The organism is Campylobacter concisus (assembly GCF_902460845.1).
GTDB lineage: Bacteria > Campylobacterota > Campylobacteria > Campylobacterales > Campylobacteraceae > Campylobacter_A > Campylobacter_A concisus_X.
This window is the reverse complement of the sequence record NZ_CABPVS010000002.1, coordinates 195,909-211,613: the sequence shown is the minus strand read 5'-3', so window position 1 is coordinate 211,613 and position 15,705 is coordinate 195,909. Positions and strand designations below refer to the sequence as shown.

The 15,705-nt window shown below is 36.4% G+C and carries 21 protein-coding genes; 5 read left to right on the top strand and 16 right to left on the bottom strand.

The window, feature by feature from the left end; genetic code table 11:
• Positions 1 to 4: 4 nt before the first annotated feature.
• Together F3H00_RS02690 and F3H00_RS02685 are read left to right on the top strand one after the other, a co-directional pair.
• A complete protein-coding gene (locus F3H00_RS02690) occupies positions 5 to 658 on the top strand; it encodes a uracil-DNA glycosylase (protein WP_148798373.1) in 654 nt (217 codons plus the stop codon).
• Positions 655 to 1,905 (top strand): hypothetical protein, encoded by a 1,251-nt coding sequence (locus tag F3H00_RS02685; RefSeq protein ID WP_148798370.1) that lies wholly within the window; start codon positions 655 to 657, stop codon positions 1,903 to 1,905. The genes F3H00_RS02690 and F3H00_RS02685 overlap by 4 nt, the downstream gene beginning before the upstream one ends.
• A gap of 43 nt (positions 1,906 to 1,948) precedes the next feature.
• Here F3H00_RS02685 and F3H00_RS02680 read toward each other — a convergent pair whose 3' ends face one another.
• The 15 genes from F3H00_RS02680 to F3H00_RS02620 all read right to left on the bottom strand — a co-directional run bounded on the left by F3H00_RS02680 (position 1,949) and on the right by F3H00_RS02620 (position 13,289).
• Complete coding sequence (locus F3H00_RS02680; protein WP_148798369.1) at positions 1,949 to 2,338, bottom strand: YbgC/FadM family acyl-CoA thioesterase; 390 nt, start codon at positions 2,336 to 2,338, stop codon at positions 1,949 to 1,951.
• A 9-nt stretch (positions 2,339 to 2,347) separates the two neighbouring features.
• Positions 2,348 to 2,479: a hypothetical protein gene (locus F3H00_RS10685; RefSeq protein ID WP_258033677.1), complete on the bottom strand. Its 132-nt coding sequence runs from the start codon at positions 2,477 to 2,479 to the stop codon at positions 2,348 to 2,350.
• Between the two features lie 10 nt (positions 2,480 to 2,489).
• The gene (locus tag F3H00_RS02675) at positions 2,490 to 3,683 is read right to left on the bottom strand and encodes a Cj0814 family flagellar-dependent secreted protein (RefSeq protein ID WP_148798367.1); all 1,194 of its coding nucleotides are present in this window, start codon (positions 3,681 to 3,683) and stop codon (positions 2,490 to 2,492) included.
• A 153-nt stretch (positions 3,684 to 3,836) separates the two neighbouring features.
• Positions 3,837 to 4,346, bottom strand: coding sequence for a threonine/serine exporter family protein (locus tag F3H00_RS02670; RefSeq protein WP_148798365.1), 510 nt, complete (start codon positions 4,344 to 4,346; stop codon positions 3,837 to 3,839).
• Positions 4,339 to 5,121: a threonine/serine exporter family protein gene (locus F3H00_RS02665; protein WP_148798363.1), complete on the bottom strand. Its 783-nt coding sequence runs from the start codon at positions 5,119 to 5,121 to the stop codon at positions 4,339 to 4,341. Before F3H00_RS02665 ends, F3H00_RS02670 begins: the two co-directional genes overlap by 8 nt.
• Entirely contained in the window at positions 5,105 to 5,584 is a 480-nt protein-coding gene (locus tag F3H00_RS02660; protein WP_103580550.1) for a DUF4149 domain-containing protein, read from the bottom strand. The genes F3H00_RS02665 and F3H00_RS02660 overlap by 17 nt, the downstream gene beginning before the upstream one ends.
• Before the next feature lie 10 nt (positions 5,585 to 5,594).
• Positions 5,595 to 6,407, bottom strand: coding sequence for a peptide chain release factor N(5)-glutamine methyltransferase (prmC, locus tag F3H00_RS02655; RefSeq protein ID WP_148798361.1), 813 nt, complete (start codon positions 6,405 to 6,407; stop codon positions 5,595 to 5,597).
• The gene (locus tag F3H00_RS02650) at positions 6,397 to 7,599 is read right to left on the bottom strand and encodes a M48 family metallopeptidase (protein WP_148798359.1); all 1,203 of its coding nucleotides are present in this window, start codon (positions 7,597 to 7,599) and stop codon (positions 6,397 to 6,399) included. The genes prmC and F3H00_RS02650 overlap by 11 nt, the downstream gene beginning before the upstream one ends.
• 11 nt (positions 7,600 to 7,610) lie before the next feature.
• Complete coding sequence (locus F3H00_RS02645) at positions 7,611 to 8,984, bottom strand: sodium-dependent transporter (protein WP_103582628.1); 1,374 nt, start codon at positions 8,982 to 8,984, stop codon at positions 7,611 to 7,613.
• A gap of 188 nt (positions 8,985 to 9,172) precedes the next feature.
• Positions 9,173 to 9,613, bottom strand: coding sequence for a hypothetical protein (locus tag F3H00_RS02640; protein WP_148798357.1), 441 nt, complete (start codon positions 9,611 to 9,613; stop codon positions 9,173 to 9,175).
• A gap of 106 nt (positions 9,614 to 9,719) precedes the next feature.
• A complete protein-coding gene (locus F3H00_RS02635; protein ID WP_148798355.1) occupies positions 9,720 to 10,520 on the bottom strand; it encodes a 3'-5' exonuclease in 801 nt (266 codons plus the stop codon).
• A complete protein-coding gene (rpe, locus tag F3H00_RS02630) occupies positions 10,517 to 11,164 on the bottom strand; it encodes a ribulose-phosphate 3-epimerase (RefSeq protein WP_103641539.1) in 648 nt (215 codons plus the stop codon). Before rpe ends, F3H00_RS02635 begins: the two co-directional genes overlap by 4 nt.
• Positions 11,165 to 11,173: 9 nt before the next feature.
• A complete protein-coding gene (locus F3H00_RS02625; protein ID WP_187424074.1) occupies positions 11,174 to 12,496 on the bottom strand; it encodes a hypothetical protein in 1,323 nt (440 codons plus the stop codon).
• 47 nt (positions 12,497 to 12,543) lie between these two features.
• On the bottom strand, positions 12,544 to 12,723 hold the full coding sequence (locus tag F3H00_RS10290; RefSeq protein WP_180997722.1) for a hypothetical protein: 180 nt from the start codon (positions 12,721 to 12,723) through the stop codon (positions 12,544 to 12,546).
• Between the two features lie 11 nt (positions 12,724 to 12,734).
• Positions 12,735 to 13,289, bottom strand: coding sequence for a hypothetical protein (locus tag F3H00_RS02620; RefSeq protein ID WP_188115300.1), 555 nt, complete (start codon positions 13,287 to 13,289; stop codon positions 12,735 to 12,737).
• 173 nt (positions 13,290 to 13,462) lie between these two features.
• Here F3H00_RS02620 and rpmB point away from each other — a divergent pair, with 173 nt between their 5' ends.
• From rpmB to F3H00_RS02605, 3 genes are all read left to right on the top strand, one after another.
• A complete protein-coding gene (rpmB, locus tag F3H00_RS02615; protein WP_021090707.1) occupies positions 13,463 to 13,654 on the top strand; it encodes a 50S ribosomal protein L28 in 192 nt (63 codons plus the stop codon).
• A gap of 23 nt (positions 13,655 to 13,677) precedes the next feature.
• The gene (locus F3H00_RS02610) at positions 13,678 to 14,808 is read left to right on the top strand and encodes a potassium channel family protein (protein ID WP_021090478.1); all 1,131 of its coding nucleotides are present in this window, start codon (positions 13,678 to 13,680) and stop codon (positions 14,806 to 14,808) included.
• A 115-nt stretch (positions 14,809 to 14,923) separates the two neighbouring features.
• Positions 14,924 to 15,124 carry an HP1242/YdcH family protein gene (locus F3H00_RS02605; protein WP_054196440.1) on the top strand — a complete coding sequence of 67 codons (201 nt, stop codon included), beginning with the start codon at positions 14,924 to 14,926 and terminating at the stop codon, positions 15,122 to 15,124.
• A gap of 25 nt (positions 15,125 to 15,149) precedes the next feature.
• Here F3H00_RS02605 and epsC read toward each other — a convergent pair whose 3' ends face one another.
• Positions 15,150 to 15,701, bottom strand: coding sequence for a serine O-acetyltransferase EpsC (epsC, locus tag F3H00_RS02600; protein ID WP_148798648.1), 552 nt, complete (start codon positions 15,699 to 15,701; stop codon positions 15,150 to 15,152).
• Positions 15,702 to 15,705 lie beyond the last annotated feature (4 nt).

Here is a 15,705-nt window from a genome sequence, read left to right as displayed (position 1 = left end):
AAAAATGAATTTTAATAAAGACAACAGGCTTTTAAAAAAATTATTTTTCTTAAAACTAATTGGCTATAAGTTTATTGATAAGAATTTTCTTAGTCTAAGCAATTATCATGATTACAACAATATTGATGAGCTAAACCGCGAGATAAAAAAATGCTCTCTTTGCTCTTTGCGAAATAGCTCAAAAGGCGTAACAGCCGGCATCGGCAATGAAAATAGCAAAATCATGTTTATATTATTTTCTAAAAAAAGTGGCTCTTATGAAAATAACAGTAAAAAATTTTTAGAAAATGCCATAAAAAATAGTTTAAATTTAGATGTAAAAGAAATTTATATAAGTTCTCTACTTCGGTGTGAAATTTCACAAAGTGATGATAAAAGTCCGATTTTAAGCCGTTCTATCGAACTTTGTCGTCCTTATTTGTTTGAAGAGATTAGACTGATAAAGCCAAAGATAATCGTGACTTTAGGGGAAAAAGCTTTTATGCATTTATATCCGAATTTATTGTTAAAAGGCGGATTTTCAAGTATAAGAGGTAGTATTTTAAAAAATGAAAATAGCCTTATTTTACCAACGTTTTCGCCAGAGTGGATCAGCAAAAATCCTAGTTTTGAAAATATTTTTATAGATGATTTAAAAAAGATCAAAGGAGTGATATGAGAAAAATTTTACTTTTTTTAGCCATTTTTTCGACTATTTTTGCATCACAAGATGAGATAAATTTTGAGAGTAATATTACAAAAAACCAAAGTCTATCAAGTATACCTCCAGCAAAGATTACTTATATAAATTTAGAACCAGAATTCTGTGATAATGCCTGCTTAAATGAGCTTATTAAGTCTGATTTACTGGCTAGTTTTATGGCGAGATTTGAGCCAGCAAAAATAGACGATAACGCTCTTTTAGAGCTTTATATCTCTCTTGGTGGTGAAGCTATTTTAAAAGTTAATAAAAGCGGCAAAATCGCTGTAATCATCCCACAAAAGATTATAAAATCTTATGCAAATGTTGTATCAAATGCGGTCTTAAGCTATGTCTTAAAGCAAGATGCGGATATCGAGATCAAATTTATAAATAGCAACGATGAAAGCCCACAAAGTCTTACAAATGCTATGCAAACGGCTAGAGCCCAAGGCTTTAATTATTTTATCGCAGCTCTTACATCAAATGGTGCAAACATTATAAATTCGCTAGTTCTATCAAATGAGCTTATCTACATTCCAAGCGTTCATAGCTCTTTTATCATAAATCCAAAGCCAAATTTGATCTTTGGTGGCATTGATTATAAAGACCAAATTTCAGCTTTGCTAGCTTACTCGAACGAAAAGATAGTTGCATTTGATGATGGTAGTTCATTAGGGCAAAAGCTAAATGAATATGTCCGCATGCAAAGTAGCGATTATCATGAAGCCTCTATTGTAGGCAAAGATATAAATTTAAACGACACTTTAAGTAAAAAATCCAAATTTGATGACGCAAGTATATTTTTAAACATTCCAATCGTCAAAGCTTCTCTTGTAGCAACGCAGATGAGAGGCTTTGAGATAAAACCATACGCACTTTTAAGCACACAGATAAATTTTTTACCAAATATCTTTAATGCCATCGCACAAAGAGATAGACAAAATCTTTTCATCGCGAACTCACTAAATCCTGTTAACGACTTATTTTTGGGGCTTGGTGATCTTTTTGATGTAGATTTTAGATATTCGCAAATCGGCTATTCAAGTGCTTTTGGTGCCGAGTATATATATACAAATTTTATAGATAAAAGTACTGATAGAATCTTTACCGAAAGGGTTGAAAACTCTCAAGTCTTATATGGAGTTAAAATTTATAACGCAAAAGGCGACCACTTTGACGAAGCAAATCAAGAAATTTTGCTCGATCAAAATAGTTCGATGTAAAAGCACAAAGTGGCTAAAGTTAAATTTTTAATTTAGCCACAATTTAAAATTTAGAATTCTCCAAAAATTTTTTTATCTCGTCATTTATCTTAGCAAGCTTCTCTTCTTTCATAAAGGCTAACGTAATCGTCGCTCTAAAAAGTAGCTTTTCGGCATTTTTGTCATCAAATTTATAAATTTCTTGCTCCAAAACAAGACTAGCTTTTTTAAGCTCCAATACCTTGCTTCGCACAAAAATTTCATCGCCAAGCACAGCAGAAGCTATAAATTTAGCCTCAAGCGATGAAACTACAAAATATCCACTCTCTTTTGTAAAATTTAGCCCAGCCTGAAAAAATGCTTCGCTTCTGGCTCGTTCGCAAAATTTAATGTAGTTTGTATGATAGACTATACCACCAGCATCGGTATCTTCGTAGTAGATTCGTATTTTCATGGTATTTCCTTAGACTTTTACATTAAGCCCAATTTTACTAAATTTTCTTAAAAGCCCCATTATATCCGCCTCTTTTTCCTCGTGAGCACTACTAAAATCATAATTTACGTTTGCGTTAAATCCGTTTACGCCGCTTATCATATTAATCCTTTTAAGCCTTTATATCCACGCTCTTAGCGTTAAATTTCATTATCGCCTGAAGTTCTTCTAAATTTTTTCTAGTATTTTGCTCTAGTTCTTTGTCGTATTTTCTGTTTTTATCCAGCATCTTTTGCGTTCGCTTTTCTTGCTCGATTAGCTTTTCTAGGCGTTTTTGCGCCTCTTTCATATCCTCTTGCATTATTTCAAAGAGGCTTTTTGATTCTTTGCCGTCGGAAGTTACGTTAGAGTTGCCGCTTAAGGCAGTGCTACCGGGCAAAAGCGACTCTTGTATTTTTTGAGACGTTAGTACATATTCTCGGTAATCCTTGCTAAGCCCGTCAAGTTCGCTTCCTTTGATGCCGTAGATGTTGCGCGAATCAATAAAGGCGTCCAGCTTTTGTCTGTATTCTTTGCCGCTTATGCTTTTGTCATAACCTTGCATCTTACCCCAAACCGTAGTTTCGCCCTCTCGTACGTGTAAATTTGAGTTTATTACGGCTGCTATCAAGCCTCCTTTGGTTATACTACCGTCAGGGTTAGTGTATCTTTCGCCGTGAGGATTTATAAATACGCCTACGTTTTCGCCCTCTTTGCCGCCGTTATTGTTATCAAAGATATTGGTTGACGGCTTATATTGCGGCGTTGTTGTTAACGCATGATATGAGCTATTAAAAAATAGCGTTTCCATATAGGTTTTCCCGGACTTATCGTCAAAGGCGCTACGTGCCGACGCATAGTCGTAGATGTTTTTATTTACTTTAGTTACTTTTAGACTTGATTTCTCGTACTCGTATCCTTGAGGAAATTTGGCAAGGTCTTCTTTAGTAAAGCTCTCTTTTGAGTTTAGTAGCTCGTCGCCCGCTACTTGGGAGAGAATTTTATATGCATTGCCAACTGTTTTTGCTATGTCGATTTTTGAAAACATTTTATAAAATACACCAGCCTTATCATTTGCGTTTACGAGAGATTTTAAGGTATCAGAGTGGATTTTGTAGTCCTTTGGGATACCTGCGGCTTCGTTAAATTCGGACGTAAAATATCCGTCCTCATCGACTTCGTAGCCTAAAACTTCGTTAAAACTAGGAACGGGGGGAGTAGAGCTTGAGATTTCGCTTTTATTCGTATTTTGGATTTTTGCGTCATGCTTGATATTTGCATAAAAATTTCTAGCAAAATTTGAAAATCCGCCGATTCCGCTCATCATAATAAATCCTTTTAAAATTTCTCTTTAAGCTATATCGACAAATTTGAGGAAAAGTTTAGAGTAAAGATAATAAAAGCTATCAAATTTGGCCCTAAAAATAAGGCCGAATTTAAATAAAAAGCTAGCGAAAGTACGGCTATATAAATTTAAACGCTACTTCGCCAGATCGCACTTAGCGCCGCGAGTAATCATCAAGGACTGATCGTAAAATAAAATAAGCACCACAGAAACGCCCACGCCAAGCGCTAGCGAAACCGTCGTAGTCGTGATCGCGTTATCGAAAAATATGATTAGATATTCGTTTTTCTTAGCGATATCAGGCTCGTTTAAAAACGAAAACAGCGCCAAAATGCCTTTATACGCGTAAACTCCGGGCACCATCGGCAAAAGCGCGGGAAACGCGATGATCTCGGCGGGCACTTTGAGCCGTTTGGCAAAGAGCATACCCAAAATCCCGCTCAAAAAAGAGACGATAAGGGTAGCTACGCTGATGTTAAAAAATCCCATCTGCATGATCCAAAAGCGGCTAGCGTGCGCAAACGCGGCAAGTAGCGCGCAAAAGGCGAGAGCTCTTTTTGGCGGCGAGCTAGCATAGGCAAAGCCAAGCCCTGCCACCGCAGCAAAAGCACCGTCTATGAGCGTCGCAGTCAAAAGCTCAAACATGTAAAATCTCCGCATTGCTAAGCGAGAGCGTGATATAGACGCCCACCGCGATGCAAAGTATCAGGATGCCCGTGCTCACGGCCCTGCTGATGCCTACAAGCGTGTTATCGTTTAGGATATCAAAGACCGAGTTTATGAGAAAAACGCCCGGCATCAAAAAGAGTATCGACGAGCCGATCGCCACGTCGCTAGTGTGCGTAAAGCCATAAAATACGCCAAGATAGGCGATAAACGAGACTACAAACGAGGTCAAAACGTACTGGATTTTTAAATTTACGCCCATTTTAGCAAGCGCAAATCTAAGGCTATATCCCACGAGCGTCGCGAAAAATACGCAAGCTACCGAGCCGGCATCGCCGCCAAAAAGCCTGCAAAACGCCGCATTTGCAAGGCTGATCAAAATAAGAGAGCTAGCAAATTTGTTCGCACCTATACGCATGACGCCCTCAAACTGCTCTTTGGCTTCATCAAGGCTCAAATTTTCATCCAAGATCCGCCAGCTAAGCGACGAAAGCTCGGAAATGCGGTTAAAGCTCACCTGCCCTAGCGGAATCTTTTTCACGTAGGTTCGGCGTAGGGAGTTATCGGCCGAGTCCATGACGCTAATGGTAAAATATTTCACGAAAATCGTCACGCTAACGTCGTGGCCGTAGTGTTTAGCTATGCGGTCTACGCACTTTTCTACGCGTGCGGTGTAGGTGCCAGCACTAACCATTGCTGTCGTGTATTCGGCTAAAAAATTTGTTAAAACTTGAATATCAGGCTTTGCGTTCATTTTGACTAATCTTAAATTTCACAAAAAATAAAATGATTTGTAAAACAAGCATGATTTTCATCACATATTCACTCGCGCTATGCATTTTGGCAAATTCAGCCGTCTGTGTCGCATCGATCCCCAAATTTTGAGCATAAACTATAAAAGGTGTAAAGAAAAATACAAAGCTCAAAGCTAAAGCCAAATTTAAAAAAGCAAGCATTAGCATGCTAAATTTTAGTGAAAAAATAAGCTTTTTTCTAAGATCAAATAGCTCGCTAATCATTACAACTATGCTTATAAAAAGCAAAATATAATTAAATTTCAAAAATATCTTTGTCATCATTTGGCCACTCATAAAATGCGTAAGTACGCCATCTCCTATGATGCTTTGCGGGAAAAATATGACTGGCGCCACTAAAATACCAAGCGTTAACTCAGCTCCTATAAGTACTGCCAAAAGCAAAAAATAAACTCCTCTCAAACTCTCTCCTTTATATTTTTAACTTCGCACAAAAGCCTCTATCAAAGCCAGCTAAATCTTTGTAAAAACTATACTCAAAACCATTGGCCTCTAAGATTTTTTGCATACTTTCTTTTTGATCGTACCCCATCTCACAAGCAACGTTTTTGATATTACGATCTTTGGCTATGAGAATAATGTCTTTTAAGATTTCATCTCCTACTTCACCTCCAAAGAGCGCACTTTCTGGCTCGTTTAGTACAAATTTACTAAGTTTATAGCTTCTTGCAATATATGGCGGATTTGAAACCAAAATATCAATATCTTCTAAAAATTCATCCACATAAGAGCAGTTTAAAAATTTGATTCTCCCACCTACATCAAATTTATCTGCATTTTTTTTAGCAAGTATCAAAGCTTTTTCATTTATGTCTGTTGCTACGATATTTGCCTTTGTTTTTAGAGCTAGCATGATACTAATAATTCCGCTTCCTGTGCCTATTTCTGCGATCTTTGGTTCATTATATTCGCGTGAAATTTCTATTACTTTATCCACTAAAATTTCTGTTTCAGGTCTTGGAATAAGCACTCCGCTTTCCACATAAAAATCAAGCCCATAAAAGCTAGCTTTACCAGTTATATATTCAAGAGGCTCGTAGTTTTCATACCTTTTAACTAGGGCGAAATAGCCGCTCTCGTCAAATTCTTTTTTTTGATTTAAAAATATCCATTCAATACTTACATTAAGATAGCTCATAAGCAAAATTTTAGCCACTCTGCTTGGATTTTGACAAAGTGAGTTTAACCTTAAACTAGCCTCTTTAAGAGCCTCTTCAATTTTCATTTTCTAGCTCGTTTATACGCTCAAAGAGGCTTGGGTGCGAGTGATAGACGAACGCATAGAGCGGATGAGCCTTCGGGAAGGCCTTGTTTTCGCTGCCTAGTTTTTTTAGCGCGCTTATCATGTCGGCTTTGTTTGAGACGTCGCCTGCGAATTTATCGGCGCCAAATTCGTTCGCGCGGCTAAAATACGAGCTCACCGGCAAAAATAAAAATCCGAAAATCGGTGAGAAAAGTAGCAAAAACACGATCGTTCCGCCGCCTCCGCTATGAAGCCCAAGCGCTTGATACGCCGCGTCTGGGATATTGCCGAATATCAAAAACATCGCAAAAAGCATAACCGCGCTTAGAGCGATCATTTTTAGGATATCTTTGTGCTTAAAGTGCCCGAGCTCATGCCCCAAAACGGCGATTATCTCATCTAGGCTTAGTTTTTTAACGAGTGTGTCGAAAAGCACCACGCGTTTAGTCGCGCCGAGGCCGCCGAAATAGGCGTTTAAGCGGTTATCGCGCTTGCTGGCGTCTATCGTAAAAACGCCGCTACTTTTAAACCCGCACTGCGCCAAAAGCCCTTCTATACGGCTTTTTAGCTCGCCCTCTTCTAGCGGCTGCATTTTGTTAAAGATAGGCGCGATGAGCGTCGGGTAGATGAGATTTATAACAAGCGCGACGGCGAAGCTAAGCAAAAACGCCCAAAACCACCAAAAATCGCCCAAAAATCTAATGCAAAGCAGCACCAGCCACACAAATAGCGTGCCAAAAACCAGCGTTAGCGCGAGCGTTTTAAGCAGGTCGAGCGCGAAAATTTTAGGCGTTACGTTTGAAAAGCCGAGCTTTTTATCTTTGACGAAGGTTTCGTAGATATTTAGCGGTAGTTCTAGCAGCGACGAAACGAGCAAAAATACCATAACCATAAAGACGTTGTCGCCTATATCTCCCGTTTTATAGGCATGCCCCGATATCGCGCCAAGCCCCCAGCACGCCCACATCATAAATATCGCAGCGTGATAAAGAAGGCTAATTAGCTCAAATTTTTGATTACTTATCGCTGCTACGGCGGCGGTTTCATACTCCCCCTGCTCTAGCACGACGGCCGGCTTTTTAGCCTCTGCGCGGATAAAGTTTATCTGCAAAATCGATAGCCACGCCTTTGCGGCAACGTAAAAAAAGTAAATACCGAGTAAAAAATAAAACATATTTCTACGTCCTATTTTAAAAAATTATCATAAAACGAGCTGATAAAAAGCACCAAAATGATAAATGGCACGACGAATTTGATATACCAAAACCAGATATTTATTAGTTTTGCATGTTTTTCACTACCTTGCAAAATTTCTTTTTTTGCATCATCTTTTAGCACCCAACCTACGAATATTGCACAACCAAATGAAGTAAATACAAAAAATATCGTTGCGCTTATTGCATCATATGCATCAAAAATATTCTTACCAAAAATGCTTACATGACTTAGTATGTTTGTGGCCATTAGCGAAGGTAAATTTCCTAAAACAAATATACCACCAAGGACTAAAAATATTGCCTTTTTGCGTTTTATCTTAAATTTTTCTTGAAGTGTTGTGATTATTACTTCATATATTGGTAGCGATGTTGTAAGTGCAGCGATCATTAATAGTGTAAAAAACGCAACCGCGAAAAAACCACCAAATGGCATGTGAGAAAAAACGATTGGTAGCGATTTAAACACTAAACTTGGGCCACTATCTGGCGATACGCCATAGCTAAAAAGAGAAGGAAAAATCATAAATCCTGCAAGCACGGCAATTACCGTATTTAAAATGCCTGTAATGATAGAAATTTTAACCAAACCCTCATCCTTTTTCACAAAGCTAGAAAGTGTGATCATCACACCAAAACCAAGCGAAAGAGCAAAAAAGACCTGCCCCAAAACATCAACGAAAAGCTTTAAGTTTATCTTTGAAAAGTTAGGTGTCAAGTAAAATTTTACGCCTTCTATTGCACCATCTAGCGTGATATTTTTAGCGATCATAATAAGCATTAAAATAAAAAGTAGCGGCATTAAAAATTTCGCTGATCGCTCGATACCGCCGACCGCACCTTGCACCAAAATAGCATAATTAACTAGCACAAAAACAAGTGTCGCAAAGCTGATAGAAAGTGGATTGCTTACGATATTTTGCTCATAAAACGCACTTGTCTCCTCAAAACTAACCACATGTGAGAGATCAAGCAAACCAAATGAAATTTGGGCGATATAGTTTAGCACCCAGCCGCCAATAACCATATAGTAAGCCATAATACCAAATGCACCAACAAGCCCCATCCAGCCAACGATCTGCCACTTTTTGCTGATCTTTTTGCCATTTATCGATCCACCAAAAGCATCCACAGCGTTGCATTTTAGGCGTCTGCCGATCGCGTTTTCAGCCAAAATCATCGGTATACCGATCACGATCATCGCGATACAAAACACGAGTACATAGGCACCGCCGCCGTTTTGCCCGACTAAATACGGAAAACGCCACGTCGCACCAAAGCCAACCGTAGCTCCTGCAACAGCTAAAATGTATGTGAGCCTTGAACTCCAAGATTTTCTATCCATCTTTTTGCCTTTGTGAAAAATAGGGATTATATAAAAAAATTGATTAAATTTTGCTAGCAACAAGCGGTGTTAGGTTGCAAGCCCAGTTTTTTGTTAATTTTAAGAATTTTTACGAATAATTTTTCTTTCACGTTTTGTTTTTATGGACAATTTTAGACAACTGCATAAAAATAAAGTTAATAAGCCTGTTAATGCAAAATGCCAAATTCCACATATCCCTCCATCGCAATAAACAATATCCAGCCCTCCTTGGGACCACAAAAATAGTGATGTTCTGGGATATTTTCAACTATAAATTTTAAAAAATCATAAAAATACTCGGGTGCAAATTTAACCTCTATATTTGTTAAGTTATCGCCGATGTAGTTTATATCGCCACTTAAAATTTTACTTTTGATACTTGGTTTTGAGCTGAGAAATTTTTCAATGTCGGTAAAATTTTTATATTCAGCCGTTTTGTAACCTTTTAAATTTTGTAAAACTGGCTTTGAGCCAATGAAAGTCAAATTTTGTTCTATAAACTCAGCTCCATCGTTACTCGTGCACCACTTCTTGCTAAAATTTGATAAAAAAGCGAGCATCTCATCGTCAGCTGAGATAAAATTTGAAATAGGATTTTTCTGGCTCATTTGCCTCCTTTTTTGTAAAATTTAGCAAACTGCCCACAATCCTTTAAAAACAAAGATCGCATAGAAATTAATGATTAAATTTGAGATTGTGGATAATTTTTTATCGCTAATTCGCACACAAAACTGGTTCAGGTTTTAGCTTCACACTTGGAGCTGTTTTGCTAAAGATTATGAGATCCTCTGTCGTTTGGATACTAAAAGGTAGGCGTGTGAGGCAGACTTTAAAAATTTCAGCTGCTGCTATTGCGTCATTTAACGCTCTGTGGTGGGTATTGTTTATGCCAAGAAGCTCTTTTAGCGAGCCAAGTCCGTATTTTTGCGAAGCAATAGTGCGGCGACTAAGATCGATGGTGCAAAGCTTTCTATTTAGCAGCATACCAAGACCGATCTCATTTAGGCTGTGAGAGATAAAGCCATAGTCAAAATTTACGTTATGAGCGATAAAGACGCTAGTTCCTAGAAAAATTTTAAACCGCTCAAGCACGTTTAGCAAATTTGGCGCACCGACTAAATCGCTCGCCTTTATGCCGGTTAGCTCGGTGATATTTTCAGGCACCACAGGAGCTGCCACAAAGCTTTCAAAACGCCCTATCTCAATGCCATTTTTCATTTTGATTGCACCGATTTCAATGATCTGTCCGCTCGTCGTACCGCCAGTCGTTTCGATATCAACCACACAAAATTCCTGCTCGCTAATATCTCTAAATCTCGTGCCAAGCTCTATCTCATTCTCTTCATTTCTGGTGATGTCAAGCCCAAGAGTTCGCCACATATCAAGATCACGAACGTCAATGAGTGATGAAATTTCTTCAATATCGCTAAATCTTAAAATAAACTCATGATAGCTTAAATTTTGCCTAGCTAAAATTTCTATGCTATTTTCTAAACGCTGTTTTTTTGGTTTCAAAACTCAAGCTTTATGGCGCGAATGGCTTGTTCGTAGGAATTTGATGAGAAGATGTAGTTACCAGCCACCAAAATATCAGCTCCGGCCTCCTCAAGATCAGGTGCATTTAGTCCGTTTACGCCGCCATCTACTTCGATCAGACACTTAGCGTTTTTTCGTTCTATTAGCTCTCTTAGTGCCCTTGTTTTTTCAAGCACGACTGGCATAAATTTCTGACCGCCAAAGCCAGGATTTACACTCATTAAAAGTACCATATCAACTTCATCGATGATATGCTCGATCGCACTAACTGGCGTATGCGGATTTAGCACGATGCCAGGACTAACGTCATTTTTTCTAATGTGATCGACGAGCCTTAATGGATGCTTCTCTTCTTCTATGTGAAAGGTTAAAAATTTTGGCTTTAGCGGCAAGAAAAGATCAGCAAAAAATGAGTTATTCTCAACCATCAAATGTATATCAAGTGGCTTTGTAGCTGCTTTTGCAACAGCATTTACCACGACTGGTCCGATGGTTAAATTTGGCACAAAATGTCCATCCATAACATCAACATGCACCAGATCGCACCCAGCCTCGCAAATGGCTCTTATCTCAGCTGCCAAATTTCCAAAATCAGCCGATAAAATACTAGGTGCAACATACATTTTTTCTCCTTACTTGGTTACAAATACAAAGCCTATTTCGTCATCTTTTACATCTAGCCTATTCATGATGCCTACACTATTGTGATCGAAAAAAACATCATCAGATACAATTTTAGGCAAGCTAACTTTTACTTTTATGCCTTTTTGCCAAAGATGAGTCAAAAATTTATCCGTAATGATACTAAAAATTTGAGAATATCCACTTAAATAATCATTTGAATCATTGCCTTCAGGCATAAAAATAGAGCAAATTTTGTCTAATTTATCTTTTTTTATACCAAATAGCACTCTTGCGTAAATATCACCATAATACTGAACACAAATACGCAAGTAATCGCACTCGTCCTCTATGTCAAGCGCACTAACTTTGGTATCAACACACAAAATTTCTTCTTCTGCTAACTGTGAGATAATTTTGCTCGCAATTTGCGTCACATAAGATGAAATTTGAGCAACGCTCTTGTTGATATCTACTGGCTCTGCATCAAACTCTCTTTTTTTAAGATAAAAAATAGTGTCGTCTTTGTAAAAGTCATTTAAATTTTTATAGATAAATATATTTGCATCTTTAAGGTACGTTACTAATTCGATAGATAAATTTGATTCGTTTATGCCACAAAGCGAAATAAATGCACCTGATCTTTTGCTAATGCTAGCAAGTTTGATTAGAAATTTTGCACCCCTTATATTTAAAGCGCCAGAAATATTTACCCATAAAATAAAAAATTTATATCCGATTTTTAGCATAATATCATGAGCTGGCATATCAAAATCTTCAATAAAATCTGAGTCCATAAAACTTTTTATAGCATAAATAACGACACCATCTTTTATAAAAGTATCTATCTGATTTTGTCTTAATCTCACATGATTTAGCTGTGATACTGCATAACTATATAAATTATTTTTTTTATTAAACTCGGTTGCATCTCTAGCCTCAACCACATCAAATGAGCGATTTTTAAGATAATTAGCTAAATAGTGCTTGTACTGCTCAGTTGAGTTGTAAATAAATACTTTGCCATTTGCGTTATTTAGAAATTTGTTTAAAAACAAGCTTGCGATATTTTCACTTTCAAACATTGAAATATTTAAAATATTCTTAACTGTTTTCATCATCAATTCATAAAAAATTTCATTGTAATCGCAAATCGCAAATACCACGCCAAGCTTTTGCGCTTCTTCGCTTAAATTTTCAATTACTCTACCAAGCCAAATAGGACTAAAAAATGTAACTTTTTTTAGTGAAAGCAGTATAGCGCTGATATCACGCGATGAAATTTGGTTTATATATTTTTCACTTAATTTTAATGGAACATTCTCTGCTTCCAAAAAACCAAAAGGCCTTATAATTGCCATAGAACCATTAAAAGTTAATTTCATTTTTGTAGAGCTTTTTTAATAAATATAATGGTTTGCATCTCTGGATAAACATTGATATCTAAAATTTTATCAACTCCAAAATCATAAAATTCAGGCCTGCTGGACTCATAAGAGAGCAAAATCTCAAAAAAGCAAAGCATCTCTTTATCAATCTTGCTTAATGATTGTTTATTCATATTCATTGCTTTTAAAAAAATATCCCAAAGACTAAAGCCATATTTTTTTGTAAAATTTTATTATAGCTTACGTCAGAATACGAAATAACGTCTGACATGCAAGATGGAAATTTCGAAAATAAATTCTCACACACTATAATACAGGCCATAGAATACGGAGCAAGCGATAAATAGTTGTAGTGTTTTTCTTTAAAAGAATTTAATACCTTTAGCCAATCTGATAAAATTTTAGCATTAAGCTCTATCAAATCAACGATTTTAAAATTAAACACCTTATAAATTTTTGGGGATTTTAAAAATATAAAATAAGAAAGCACTATCGCTCTAAAAGTATCAATGCCAAGCATATTTACTATTACTACCAAATCGTTGCCATCATAAGGAATATCAAATTTTGCACGCTTAAAAATGGAGCTGAAATAAGTTTTAAAAGATGCTATATTTTGTAAAGCAGTAACAGCCTCAGTTACATTGCCAGCTAATAAAAAACACTCGATCTTTTCAAAAAGAGTTGGCATCTGTAAAACAAAATTAACATTTTTTTCGATCAACTCTTTACTAAGCATTTTGTATCACTCAAGATTTCTAAATATTTTTGCTATTTATAATTATAGGCAAAGGCGTTATTTTATCTAGATTATTAATAAAAATCAATTCTTTTAAAAAAGAATTGATTTAAGCATTACTTTTGTTTGTTTTAGATAAAATCAGCAGAAATTTTTGTTTATAAGGAAAAAAAATGTCAAAAAGATGTGCGATAACAGGCAAAGGACCAATGATAGGCAACAATGTGAGCCACGCTAACAATAAAACTAAAAGAAGATTCTTGCCAAATCTTAGAACGATTCGTGTTACACTAGAAGATGGCACTACAAGAAAGATAAAAGTTGCTGCTTCTACTCTAAGAACGATGAAAAAACAATCAAACTAAGAATATAAAATGAAGAGGAATTTATGTCTTTTCTCTCAAGACTTTTAAAATTCCTCAACTGGTCAAACTCTACAAAACCAGAAATAAGCCTAGATACTGAGCTTTACGAACAATTAAAACCTTTTAGATTTCCACTAATTTCAGTCGTATTACTGTTACTTTTTGGAACGTTAGGTTATGTCTTAATAGATAATTTCTCGCTAATAGATGCCTTTTACCAAGCCGGCATGACTTTTACAACAGTTGGTTTTACCGAAGTTGCTCCAATAACTCCAAAGGGCAGAATTTTTACTATCACATTTATACTTATTGGTTTTATTATATTTACACTATCGATTGGTATTGTGGTTGAGGTTTTAAAAAGAGGTACATTAATTAGCATTTTAAAGGAACGACGCATGCTTTATAGGATCGCAAGACTAAAGAATCACTTCGTTATTTGTTATCACAATCTATACACAATCGAACTTAGTGCTCAATTTCGCGAAAATCATATACCTTTTGTAGTGGTCGATGATAGAGAAGATATCGCAGAGCTAGCCCAAATTTACAAATATCCATATTTTATAAAAGCTCAGCCACACACGCAAATTGCCTTTTTAAAAACACATCTATCAAGCGCAAAAGGTCTTATAACTCTTAGCTCAAATATTGCTGATAACATCGCCCTTATAGCATCTGTAAGACTTTATGAAAAAGAGATAGGTCGCAGAAAGCCTTATCATATCATCACAAATGCAGAGACAGAAGACGATACACAAAGATTAAAAAAATTAGGCGCTGACAATGTAGTGAGCCCATCTCGTCTGGTTGCACAACGCCTAAGCGCCATGAGCGTAAGGCCGGACATGGAAAATTTATTAGAGCAGTTTTTGTATACAAAAAATTCACCTATCGATATAGAAGAAATTCTTGTGCCTGATTACTCTTGGATAAGATTTAAAAGATTAAAAGAAACTCATCTACGAAACATAACAAATGCAGACATAGTGGGCATTAGAGATATAAATAATAATTTTGTGCCAATGCCAAATGGTGACACATTAGTAGGAACAGGATCAAAGCTTTTAGTTATCGGTACCGTTGATGGAATACGTCTAACCAAACGCGTTGTAAAAAGCAAACACAAACCTGAAGAATTCAAATACGTATAAAATAAATTTTTCTACTCGCTCTTTTTAAAAATTTAAGCAATGTCTTGGCACCTTTTTTATATCCAAGCATTTACAAAGCCTTGATAAAATTTCTCAAATTTTTATAGGAGCCGATATGTTACATGAATATACAGACCTTATAAATGAGCTAAAGAAAACAGATGCTCGTTTTGCTGCTCTTTGCAAAAAGCATGATGAACTAAATAAAAAAATAGACGACAATCTGGCAAAACCATCTGAAATTGATAATTTAAAAAAAGAGAAGTTAAAACTAAAAGACGAAATTTATGTTCAAATTTTAAAGCATAAAAAGTAAGAATAAATTTATCTAATCTTTGAGATTAGATAATAAATTCTGGTTCAAATTTTGTCCCATTTACTCGAACTATTCTCGCTGGTATACCAACGACTGTCGCGTTTGCTGGGACATTTTTTAACACGACTGAGTTTGCGCCGATCTTAGCATTTTCACCGATCGTTATGGCACCTAGTATCTTTGAGCCAGCTGCGATAGTCACACCATTTTTTACAGTCGGATGTCTTTTTCCACACTCTTTTCCGGTGCCTCCAAGTGTTACTTGATGATACATCATTACATCATCGCCTATCTCAGCTGTCTCACCGATAACCACACCTATACCATGATCTATAAAAAATCTTCTACCAATCTTTGCGCCCGGATGAATCTCAATGCCGGTTAAAAATCTTGCAATTTGTGAGATGAGTCTAGCTAGAAAAAAATGTTCTTTTTTATATAAAAAATGAGAAATTTTATGAAACAAAACCGCATGAATACCAGGAGTGTTTATAAGTATTGCCAAAAAGCAACACTTATGTACCGATGGGTCTTTTTCACGAACAGTTTGAACTAACTCCTTTAGACTCTCCCACATATTT

What these genes read in the sequence shown, in the direction of transcription:
- F3H00_RS02690 (WP_148798373.1), top strand. Translation starts at nt 5, where the DNA reads ATGAATTTTAATAAAGACAACAGGCTTTTAAAAAAATTATTTTTCTTA.
- F3H00_RS02685 (WP_148798370.1), top strand. Translation starts at nt 655, where the DNA reads ATGAGAAAAATTTTACTTTTTTTAGCCATTTTTTCGACTATTTTTGCA.
- F3H00_RS02680 (WP_148798369.1), bottom strand. Translation starts at nt 2,338, where the DNA reads ATGAAAATACGAATCTACTACGAAGATACCGATGCTGGTGGTATAGTC.
- F3H00_RS10685 (WP_258033677.1), bottom strand. Translation starts at nt 2,479, where the DNA reads ATGATAAGCGGCGTAAACGGATTTAACGCAAACGTAAATTATGATTTT.
- F3H00_RS02675 (WP_148798367.1), bottom strand. Translation starts at nt 3,683, where the DNA reads ATGATGAGCGGAATCGGCGGATTTTCAAATTTTGCTAGAAATTTTTAT.
- F3H00_RS02670 (WP_148798365.1), bottom strand. Translation starts at nt 4,346, where the DNA reads ATGTTTGAGCTTTTGACTGCGACGCTCATAGACGGTGCTTTTGCTGCG.
- F3H00_RS02665 (WP_148798363.1), bottom strand. Translation starts at nt 5,121, where the DNA reads ATGAACGCAAAGCCTGATATTCAAGTTTTAACAAATTTTTTAGCCGAA.
- prmC (WP_148798361.1), bottom strand. Translation starts at nt 6,407, where the DNA reads ATGAAAATTGAAGAGGCTCTTAAAGAGGCTAGTTTAAGGTTAAACTCA.
- F3H00_RS02650 (WP_148798359.1), bottom strand. Translation starts at nt 7,599, where the DNA reads ATGTTTTATTTTTTACTCGGTATTTACTTTTTTTACGTTGCCGCAAAG.
- F3H00_RS02645 (WP_103582628.1), bottom strand. Translation starts at nt 8,984, where the DNA reads ATGGATAGAAAATCTTGGAGTTCAAGGCTCACATACATTTTAGCTGTT.
- F3H00_RS02640 (WP_148798357.1), bottom strand. Translation starts at nt 9,613, where the DNA reads ATGAGCCAGAAAAATCCTATTTCAAATTTTATCTCAGCTGACGATGAG.
- rpe (WP_103641539.1), bottom strand. Translation starts at nt 11,164, where the DNA reads ATGTATGTTGCACCTAGTATTTTATCGGCTGATTTTGGAAATTTGGCA.
- F3H00_RS10290 (WP_180997722.1), bottom strand. Translation starts at nt 12,723, where the DNA reads ATGAATAAACAATCATTAAGCAAGATTGATAAAGAGATGCTTTGCTTT.
- F3H00_RS02620 (WP_188115300.1), bottom strand. Translation starts at nt 13,289, where the DNA reads ATGCTTAGTAAAGAGTTGATCGAAAAAAATGTTAATTTTGTTTTACAG.
- rpmB (WP_021090707.1), top strand. Translation starts at nt 13,463, where the DNA reads ATGTCAAAAAGATGTGCGATAACAGGCAAAGGACCAATGATAGGCAAC.
- F3H00_RS02610 (WP_021090478.1), top strand. Translation starts at nt 13,678, where the DNA reads ATGTCTTTTCTCTCAAGACTTTTAAAATTCCTCAACTGGTCAAACTCT.
- F3H00_RS02605 (WP_054196440.1), top strand. Translation starts at nt 14,924, where the DNA reads ATGTTACATGAATATACAGACCTTATAAATGAGCTAAAGAAAACAGAT.
- epsC (WP_148798648.1), bottom strand. Translation starts at nt 15,701, where the DNA reads ATGTGGGAGAGTCTAAAGGAGTTAGTTCAAACTGTTCGTGAAAAAGAC.